Origin of the sequence: Flavobacterium arabinosi (assembly GCF_048158725.1) — a bacterium.
GTDB lineage: Bacteria > Bacteroidota > Bacteroidia > Flavobacteriales > Flavobacteriaceae > Flavobacterium > Flavobacterium arabinosi.
Genome location: NZ_JBLNKX010000001.1, coordinates 991,746 through 1,000,741, shown reverse-complemented (window position 1 = coordinate 1,000,741; position 8,996 = coordinate 991,746). Strand labels below are relative to the sequence as shown.

9 protein-coding genes are annotated in these 8,996 nt (G+C 33.4%); 4 read left to right on the top strand and 5 right to left on the bottom strand.

The window, feature by feature from the left end; translation table 11 throughout:
- A partial coding sequence (locus tag ACM55K_RS04130) for a hypothetical protein (RefSeq protein WP_416848966.1) occupies positions 1 to 199 on the top strand: 199 nt, incomplete at its 5' end.
- Positions 200 to 768: 569 nt separating this feature from the next.
- Here the strand turns inward: ACM55K_RS04130 and ACM55K_RS04125 are convergent.
- Positions 769 to 2,004 (bottom strand): ABC transporter permease, encoded by a 1,236-nt coding sequence (locus ACM55K_RS04125; RefSeq protein WP_416848965.1) that lies wholly within the window; start codon positions 2,002 to 2,004, stop codon positions 769 to 771.
- A gap of 112 nt (positions 2,005 to 2,116) precedes the next feature.
- Between ACM55K_RS04125 and ACM55K_RS04120 the strand changes: the two genes are divergently transcribed.
- Positions 2,117 to 3,334: an exo-beta-N-acetylmuramidase NamZ family protein gene (locus ACM55K_RS04120; RefSeq protein WP_416848964.1), complete on the top strand. Its 1,218-nt coding sequence runs from the start codon at positions 2,117 to 2,119 to the stop codon at positions 3,332 to 3,334.
- Positions 3,335 to 3,370: 36 nt separating this feature from the next.
- Here ACM55K_RS04120 and ACM55K_RS04115 read toward each other — a convergent pair whose 3' ends face one another.
- Entirely contained in the window at positions 3,371 to 3,865 is a 495-nt protein-coding gene (locus ACM55K_RS04115) for a YkgJ family cysteine cluster protein (RefSeq protein WP_416848963.1), read from the bottom strand.
- A 92-nt stretch (positions 3,866 to 3,957) separates the two neighbouring features.
- On the opposite strand from ACM55K_RS04115, the gene ACM55K_RS04110 reads away from it, so the two are divergent.
- A complete protein-coding gene (locus tag ACM55K_RS04110; RefSeq protein ID WP_416848962.1) occupies positions 3,958 to 4,665 on the top strand; it encodes a class I SAM-dependent methyltransferase in 708 nt (235 codons plus the stop codon).
- Positions 4,666 to 4,690: 25 nt separating this feature from the next.
- Positions 4,691 to 5,233, top strand: coding sequence for a YfiT family bacillithiol transferase (locus ACM55K_RS04105; RefSeq protein WP_416848961.1), 543 nt, complete (start codon positions 4,691 to 4,693; stop codon positions 5,231 to 5,233).
- A 184-nt stretch (positions 5,234 to 5,417) separates the two neighbouring features.
- Here the strand turns inward: ACM55K_RS04105 and ACM55K_RS04100 are convergent, their stop codons facing one another.
- The 3 genes from ACM55K_RS04100 to ACM55K_RS04090 form a co-directional block, all read right to left on the bottom strand.
- Complete coding sequence (locus tag ACM55K_RS04100) at positions 5,418 to 6,050, bottom strand: 7-carboxy-7-deazaguanine synthase QueE (protein WP_416848960.1); 633 nt, start codon at positions 6,048 to 6,050, stop codon at positions 5,418 to 5,420.
- A gap of 256 nt (positions 6,051 to 6,306) precedes the next feature.
- Positions 6,307 to 7,977, bottom strand: coding sequence for a tetratricopeptide repeat protein (locus ACM55K_RS04095; RefSeq protein ID WP_416848959.1), 1,671 nt, complete (start codon positions 7,975 to 7,977; stop codon positions 6,307 to 6,309).
- 17 nt (positions 7,978 to 7,994) lie between these two features.
- Complete coding sequence (locus tag ACM55K_RS04090; protein WP_416848958.1) at positions 7,995 to 8,918, bottom strand: PstS family phosphate ABC transporter substrate-binding protein; 924 nt, start codon at positions 8,916 to 8,918, stop codon at positions 7,995 to 7,997.
- Positions 8,919 to 8,996: the final 78 nt, after the last annotated feature.

Genomic DNA, 8,996 nt, shown 5'->3' with positions numbered 1-8,996 from the left:
AACTGAATTTATTTCAGTCTCTCTCCGTTTGTTTGCACTTGTTAAAGTGTTTCTCAAAGCGGGTGCAAAAGTGCAACTTCTTTTCTTAACTGGCAAGAAATTTTTGAAGTTTTTTTTGGAAATTTTTATCTCCATTTACTTCTCTTTTTCTTATCAGTTTGTCAAGGAACTTTGCTTGTTTTGCGGGGTGCAAATGTAACATCCGTTTTCTAATCTCACAAGCTTTTCTCAATCTTTTTTAGAAAATAAATTCTCTACTTAGATTCATACTACTTGCCAGTTTATTAAAGAACGTCTGCGTCATTGCGGGTGCAAAACTACACCCTTTATTCGCTTTAACAAGCTTTTTTAAACCTTTTTTTAAAGTTATATTAACTTAAACTTTAAGATACTGAAAACATGACTCTTGGAACAAAAGTTTTTTCCGCTTCCTTCACAAGCTTCGGGAATATCAGAAGGAAAAGCGACTTTATCGATAAATGACAATACATATAGGTAGTGAATACTAAGTACGCAGCGAAAGCTACAGTACTATATATAAGGAGTAAATGAATGCCTACGAGTGAGATTTCTCGTTTGTCGAAATGACAAACTCGACAAAATGCTACCCGCGTTAGGGATAGCAGCGGAAAGCCCACAGAAAAATGCAATGAAATGGAATTTTTCGAGGACTTGCAGCGGATAGCCCGACCCATTATAGCAAAAGAGGCAATTACCCATTAAGATAATTGCCTCTTTTGTTATAATGGGAAACGCCCAAAATACTATTTAATCAAAACGTATGGCTTTAACCGGTGAAATTTTGGTTATTATATAGGAAGGAATTAGTAATACTAAGAAACAAACGATGACTGTGAGTAAATTCAACAACAATATGTATCCCCAATTTAAATAGACTGGCGCTTGATTGACATAGTAGTTTTCGGGATTTAATTGAATTATACCGAATTGCTGTTGGATTAACAATAACGAAATCCCAATTAAGTTTCCCCAGAACAACCCTCTCACTATAAGGTAAAAGGCATTGTAGAGAAATATTTTTCGGACTGACCAATTATTGGCCCCTAATGCTTTTAGTATTCCTATCATTTGGGTTCGCTCGAGTATTAATACTAATAACGCGACAACCATATTAATAGTAGCAACAAGTATCATGACTACTAATATAACGATGATATTGAAATCGAATAGTTGAAGCCACTCGAATATATAACTATATTTTTCGATTATGGTTTTACTGTCCAGTGTTGACGATGTTTGTTCATAGACTTGTTCACCAATAGATTTAATATTATCAAAATCATTTACAAAAATTTCAAAAGCACCTACCTGATCTGGTGCCCATTTATTGATGCGTTGCATGTGGCAAATATCCCCTATTATATAGGTAGCATCAAATTCTTGAAAACCGGAGTTGAAAACCCCTGTGATTTTAAATCTTCGAATGTTGGGCAATTGATTTTGGCTTTCTTTTATAAAGAATGTATTGAAGGAATCGCCTACTTTTAGATTCAATCTATTTGCAAGGAATTGTGAAATCAATACTTCTTGATTGACATTTTTTGAAAAATCAGGAAGTTTTCCAGAAACCAGATACTCCTTTATATTATCCCATTTATAATCACTTCCCACTCCTTTGAAGATGATTCCCTCAAAAGCGGTTTCAGTTCTAATAATTCCAGCTTTACTAGCGATAGCTTGAATATGACTCACTCCGGGAACAGCCGTGAACTTTGGATAAAAATCCTGTTTTTTAGAAATTGGCACTAATGTGACTTCGGATTGATTGTTATCGTAATTCGAAATAATGATATGACCGTTGAAAGCTGAAACCTTTTCTCGGATTTTTTGCTGTAACCCTATCCCAGTCGCTACCGAAACAATCATCATAATCATGCCAATGGCAATTGCCGAAATAGCAATTTTTATAATTGGAGCAGAAATGCTACTTTTATAATCTTTAGCAGTTATAAGTCGTTTGGCTATGAAATATTCTAAATTCAATTTAATTCGATTTCTAATTTGGATTTGCTTCGCCAGTTCGCGTCGCTTGTGCCAAAAATACAGTTAAAACACGAATTACACTAATTGGCATTAATTTTATTTAAACCTATATATGATACCATTTTCCAAATTATCGCTTTGTTTTGTATTTTTAATAATCATTTCGAATTCGTGTTCTGCTAGCAAAACAGATTTAAGAGAAAATGTAAAATCGGATTTAGAAAAAATTAAAAATAATCCATCCAAAGAAATAAAGACCGGAGCCGACAATTATGACAAATATCTCCTATTATTAAAGAACAAGAAAATTGGAATTGTAACCAACCAAACCGGAGTTCTATCCAATAAAATTCATTTGGTAGATTTTCTTTTAGAAAAAGACATTGCAATCAAGACCATTTTTGCTCCCGAACATGGTTTTCGCGGAACTGCAGATGCAGGCGAACATGTGGTTGATGGAAAAGATTCCAAAACTGGGCTTGCAATTATTTCTCTTTATGGTGACAACAAAAAACCGAAATCAGAGCAACTTGCTGGCATTGATATTATGGTTTTTGATTTACAAGATGTAGGCGCAAGATTTTACACTTATATTTCTTCATTACATTATATTATGGAAGCTTGTGCAGAAAATAATATTCCGCTTTTAATTCTTGACCGACCAAATCCCAACGGAAGTATTGTTGATGGACCCGTTTTAGAAACCGCATTCTCAAGTTTTGTGGGTATGCATCCAATTCCTCTGTTACACGGAATGACAATAGGTGAATATGGAAAAATGATTAATGGTGAAAAATGGTTGAAAAATAGTGTGCAATGCAAACTGACCGTAATCCCATGTATTAATTACAACCGAAAAATAAATTATAGTTTACCTGTAAAACCTTCGCCGAATCTTCCGAATAATCAAGCCGTGAATCTGTATGCGAGTTTGTGTCTTTTTGAAGGCACGAATGTAAGTGTGGGGCGCGGAACTGAAAAACAATTCCAGATTTATGGCTCGCCTTATCTACCAAAAAGTAGCTTTAGTTTTATTCCGAAACCAAATTTCGGAGCTCAAAATCCAGTTTACAATGGTATCGAATGTTTCGGAGAAGATTTATCAAAACATTCAAGAGTAAATCAGTTAGAATTAAAATGGTTAATTAAAGCGTATCAAACCACGACAGACAAGTCAAAATTCTTCAATCCTTTTTTTACAAAATTAGCAGGAAATAAAAAACTGCAACAACAAATAGAAAATAGAATACCAGAAAAGGAAATCAGACAAAGTTGGGAGAAAGGACTGATCGAGTTTAAAGAAATGAGATTAAAATATTTGATATATTAAAAGCAACAAAGCAGAAAGACTAGCTTTTTAGAATAGTTATAAAGGCAATTTCTTCTTCATTTCCTCCACAATATTGAAAGCAGCCGGGCAAATAGCTACGTTTTTCAAAGTTAGATCCGTAATTTGCTGAAACTTTTTTCTATCAGTATGCGGAAATTCTCTGCAGGCTTTCGGACGGACATCATATATCATACAAGCATTTTCATTATCCAGAAAAGTACAGGGCACGCTTTGCAACACATAATCCCGGTCTTCATCGATGCGAAGGTATTGTTCAATAAATTGTTGTGGTTTTTGTCTAAGATATTTTGAAACACGATCAATGTCGGCATCTGTAAATAATGGTCCCGTAGTTTTACAACAATTAGCACACTTTAAACAATTCATTTTCTTGAATTCAGCATCATGCAAATCTTGCATCACGTAATCTAAATTCTTCGGTGTCTTCTTTTTCAGCTTGTCGAAATACTTTTTGTTTTCGATATGCTTATCTTTGGCTTCTTTAGGGAGATTGTTTAAAATAGTATTCATTCGTAGATTTGTTTTTTCGGTTATTCGATAAAACATTCCGCGAAATTACTTAAAACAAATCAACAAATAACTAAATTAACATATCAACTATAATGAAAGACCTTTTCGGCAAAGCCATACTTGATTTTCAAACCAACAATTCGCCTGAGGATTTAATTACGGAAACCACTATTTCTGAAGAAGATGAAATGAGTGTCGCCTATTTGTTTCGTTCTTACGATGAAATGCCACAAATGGAACAAAAAGCGTTACAACTTGCCAAAGGTAAAATCCTTGATGTAGGTTGTGGTGCAGGAAGCCATAGTTTGTCTTTGCAAAACGAACGCGGTTTAGACGTTACTTCTATCGATATTTCTCCAAATGCTATTCAAGCGTGCACCCTTCGCGGACTTAAAAAAGCAAAAGTTCAGGATGTGCTGACATTAGAAAATGAGAAATACGACACGATACTCCTATTAATGAATGGTGCTGGAATGTGTGGAAAACTGAAAAACATCCCGAATTTCCTTTTAAGACTAAAATCATTATTGAATCCAGGCGGGCAAATTCTGTTGGACAGTTCTGATATAATTTATATGTTTGATGATGATGAAGACGGCGGAAAGTGGATTCCTTCCCAAAATGAATATTATGGCGAAATTATTTTTAATATTTCATATAAAGGCGAGAAGGAAAAATCATTCGATTGGATGTTTATTGATTACAATACTTTACAAAATGCCGCTTTAGATAATGGATTTCACTGTGAGTTGATTCTTGAAGGCGACCATTTTGATTATTTAGCGAAGCTTTCAATTTAGAAAACAGATAAAGACCAATTATATTATGGAAAATTCAGCATTGGAAAAATTACGTTATCCCATTGGGAAATTTATCGCCCCGGAAATTTATTCAACCGAATATCTCCATAATAAAATAGCAGAAATCGCAAGTTTCCCCGATCGATTAAAAAAAGAAGTGATTGATTTAACCGAGGAGCAACTAGAGACACCATACCGCCAGGATGGTTGGACAATTCGTCAAGTAATTCACCATTGCGCCGATAGTCATATGAATTGTTTCATTAGAATCAAATGGACATTAACTGAAGACAAACCTGTAATAAAACCCTATCATGAAGATCTTTGGGCAGAATTACATGATAATTTGGCGATGCCCATTCAACCTACACTTTCATTTCTGGAAGGATTGCACTTTCGTTTAGCTTATTTAATGAATAGTCTTTCTGAAGCGGATCTAGAAATGTCCTTTATTCATCCGGAACATAACATAACATTTCAATTGAAAGAAATAATTGGAAACTATGCTTGGCATGGAAACCACCACTTAGCACATATCACCGAATTGAAAAAACAAAAAAGTTGGTAATTTTAGGAGCTGTTTCCAGCTATTCGCTATATCTTTTTGTCTCATTTTTTAATGAGACAAAAAGATATAGCGCTTCTATCAAGGCTAGGCAATAGGATTAAAGAAATAAGTCCCCCTGAAATTGTAAGTCCACTATAATTAATTTAAAACCCCAAACAGTAATTATTGTTTGGGGTTTTAAGTTTTAAGGAATATTCAAATATTTATGTGTTTGTAGAGAGACACGCCATTTTGGATTGTTCATTACATAATCAACAATTAACGGAGTCATTTCTTCTTTTTTACTCCATTCTGGCTGAAGGAATAGAATGGCATCATCATTCACTTTTTCTGCTTGCTCTTCAGCAAAAATAAAATCGTGTTTATTATAAATGATTACTTTCAACTCATGTGCATTATCATAAACTGTTTGAGTTGGCAATTTATTCTTCTTTGGAGACAAACAAATCCAATCCCAAATTCCCGTTAATGGATATGCTCCTGAAGTTTCTATGTGAACTTTTCTACCTTTTTCTTTAAGATTTTGCGTTAGCAAAGTCATATCCCACATTAAAGGCTCTCCACCAGTAACCACAACAGTTTCTGAATACTTGCTGGCATTAGAAACTATCACATCAATTCCAGTGGGAGGATGTAATTCGGCATTCCAGCTTTCTTTAACATCACACCAATGACAACCAACATCACATCCGCCAATTCTAATAAAGTATGCAGCTGTTCCTGTATGAAATCCTTCACCTTGAATGGTGTAAAATTCTTCCATCAAAGGGAGCATCGCGCCTTTATTAACTTCTAATTGTATTTCTTTTGATAACATTATTTAATTTTAAAGTGCAAAGATAGTTAATTAGAAAATGAGTAATTTGATATTTGGAAAATGCTTGCCGAAAATCACTAATAACAGCTACTAGCCCCGATAAAAGCGGCATCCTTTTTTAGGACATTTTTTTGACCTAAAAAAGATAAAGCGAATAGCGGGCCTGATCACACCAACTAATCCTAACGGTCATGCTCAAAAAAAAAAACCGATAGTTCTTTAGGATCTATCGGTTTTAGTAATTAAAAAATTTCGTTTATTTCAAAGTTTGCAATGATTTAGTAGCATACTCATTTGTTGGATCCAGTGCAAGTGTTTTGCTAAAGTATTCAATAGCCTTAGCTTTGTTTGTATTAGCATAACTTGCTGCCGAGTTATTATAAGACTCTATAATTTTAGCTTTTACTGCCTTTTTTTCTAACTCTTCAGGACCTTTTTCAGTAACAACTTTGATGTAGTCTTCATAATATTTCACCATCATGTCATCTTTTTCTAGTAATCTATTAGTTCTTGCTCTAAAGATATAAGCATCTTGAGTAGCAGGAGAAGCTTCGATAACATTTCCAAAAGCTATGTCAGCTTTTTGCAACGCAATAGGATCTGGTTTCACAACATCTTTTCTAGTATTGTCATAATATAATGAGTTTCCTAAATAAAAATTGTCAAGTAAATAATTTCTAGATTCTTTATTTGTTACTGCAATTTCATAAATCGCACCTGCTTCTTTGAATAGTTTTTGTTCGTACAATTTCTTTCCTAGATCTGCTAGATTATTAGTGATTGTAATTTCCATTTCAACGGCCTTCTTAACATCTAAAATACCATTATTGAAAAGAGTAGGATCTATAGTTTTACCATCAGCACCTATTGCTTTTTGAATTTTAGCAAAACCTAAATATTGATAATCTACAGCAAGTACTTTATTTGCAGGATTTCCAATAAAACTTTCTAATGATTGAATTGCAACATCAGCATTTCCATTTTCATATGCTGCAAAACCTAAATAACGTAAAATTCTAGGATTTACTTTATCTAATTCTTTCATCTTATTGGCTTCAATTTCCAATGCTTTGTAGTCCCCAGCCAAGATTAAAAAGTCAGCATGACGCATACGAGAAGCCAAAGAATAATCTGTTAGACTCATATATTTTTCATAATAATCCAATGCTTTTTGAAGGTATTCTTTACTTTTAGATGGTTCATTTCTTCCCCATAAATAATATGTTTCGGCTAATTCACGGTAAACTGGCCCGTAGTTAGCATTTGTAGCGATAACATTATCATAAGCTTTTACGGCTTCAGTATATGCTTTAGCACCTTTAAGCAATACACCTAACTGCATTTTTGCTCTTATCAAAGTTGGATCTGCTTGAAAAGCATCACGATATGCTACGTAAGCTTCATTTTGATTTTTATCACCATAAAAAGCATTTCCAAGTTCAAGTAAAACTTGCCCATCTTGTGGATTATTAATCTTGGCTCTACTTAAAACAGATAGTGCACTTTTATAATCAGGTTTATTCGCAGCCATATAAGCTTTAGCAATGTAGATATATTCTTCTGTATCTTTCTTTTTCACATCTTTGGAAGCCAAAGCAAAATTAGCTTGTGCAGCAACAACATCTCCATTGTCTAAATCTAATTGACCTAATCCAATATAATTAAGTTTAGCACCTTCAGTACCACTCAATCCTTTTTGAAAATAGATTTTAGCACTATCTGATACGTTTTGCGTAAGATAGACGTTGCCTAAAAGAAAAGCAGCTTTTCCATTAGATGGTTTAGTATTTATAATTGATTTTAAAATCGATTTTGCACTATCGAATTGTTCTGCGTCAATTGCTTTTTTTGCCTGATTCAAATCTTGAGCTTGACTTACGGTTACCGAAGCCAATAAAGCAACACTAAAAATTTTAAATTTATTCATCTTTAATTGTAGTTAATTTATTTTTTATCGTTTTCAATTTGTTTTCTAATTTTAATATTCCTGCCGGGTATACGAACAGGAAGCAAACCAGATTTTAAAATTATTCTTTGTCCAATATCCCCTGCAACGAATGAAGCAAAGCCCATTCCTAAACCCGAATATCCTTGACAATTGATTATATACAAATCGCGTGCCAAAGGGTATTTGCCTTCGGCTATATTATTTTGGGAAGGAGTGTAGGACTTATCACTTTTATCTCCTATTACTCCTAAAGTATTTACATTATCAACATATTTTTGCATCGTTGGCATAGGTTGAGAAAGCCAATTAACTCCTACAACCCCAATCATCCCTTCATTTTCAGAGACATATTTAATAACTTCATCATTAGTTTTAAATGAAAAAACACCTTTTTCAGGTATTGCTTTTAATCCTGCAAGTGAGTTCATATATCTAACTGTGCTTGAATTTGGATTATCAAAGACCAATCCTTTAATGGAAGCAACTGGCCTTCCTTGCATAAAACTAATAACATCTTTTAACGCTACAATAGTATCATTATTATTTTTATTAGAGATAAAAGCAACTGCGTCTGTAGCAAATACTGTCACTTTAGGAGTAATTTTTCTTTGATCAAAAATTTTCAATTCCTTATTTGACAAATTTCTTGACAAAATAACAATTGCTGCCTTTTCATTAAACAAAGAATTAACCGTTTCGGATTCTGATTTTGGAATAAGTTTTATTTTAGCTTCATACTTACTTTCAAAAACGGCTACTTGATCTTCAACAATAGGAGTTAAAGTTTCATCAATATAAATAGTTGTAGAGCCTTTAAGTATAGTTTCCTTTTCTTTTGAATTATTAGCTTGATTACAAGCAAACATTAAAACAATTACTGGAAAAATAATAAAATACGGAAGCTTAGCATAATTTTTCATAACCTAGTTTTTATTATCATTTATAATTCGAAAGAATCTAATAGAAGAGTATACGATAAGTAAGACCCCAAACGCAAT

Coding starts and splice junctions, on each gene's coding strand:
- ACM55K_RS04120 (WP_416848964.1), top strand. CDS start 2,117: ATGATACCATTTTCCAAATTATCGCTTTGTTTTGTATTTTTAATAATC.
- ACM55K_RS04115 (WP_416848963.1), bottom strand. CDS start 3,865: ATGAATACTATTTTAAACAATCTCCCTAAAGAAGCCAAAGATAAGCAT.
- ACM55K_RS04110 (WP_416848962.1), top strand. CDS start 3,958: ATGAAAGACCTTTTCGGCAAAGCCATACTTGATTTTCAAACCAACAAT.
- ACM55K_RS04105 (WP_416848961.1), top strand. CDS start 4,691: ATGGAAAATTCAGCATTGGAAAAATTACGTTATCCCATTGGGAAATTT.
- ACM55K_RS04100 (WP_416848960.1), bottom strand. CDS start 6,050: ATGTTATCAAAAGAAATACAATTAGAAGTTAATAAAGGCGCGATGCTC.
- ACM55K_RS04095 (WP_416848959.1), bottom strand. CDS start 7,977: ATGAATAAATTTAAAATTTTTAGTGTTGCTTTATTGGCTTCGGTAACC.
- ACM55K_RS04090 (WP_416848958.1), bottom strand. CDS start 8,918: ATGAAAAATTATGCTAAGCTTCCGTATTTTATTATTTTTCCAGTAATT.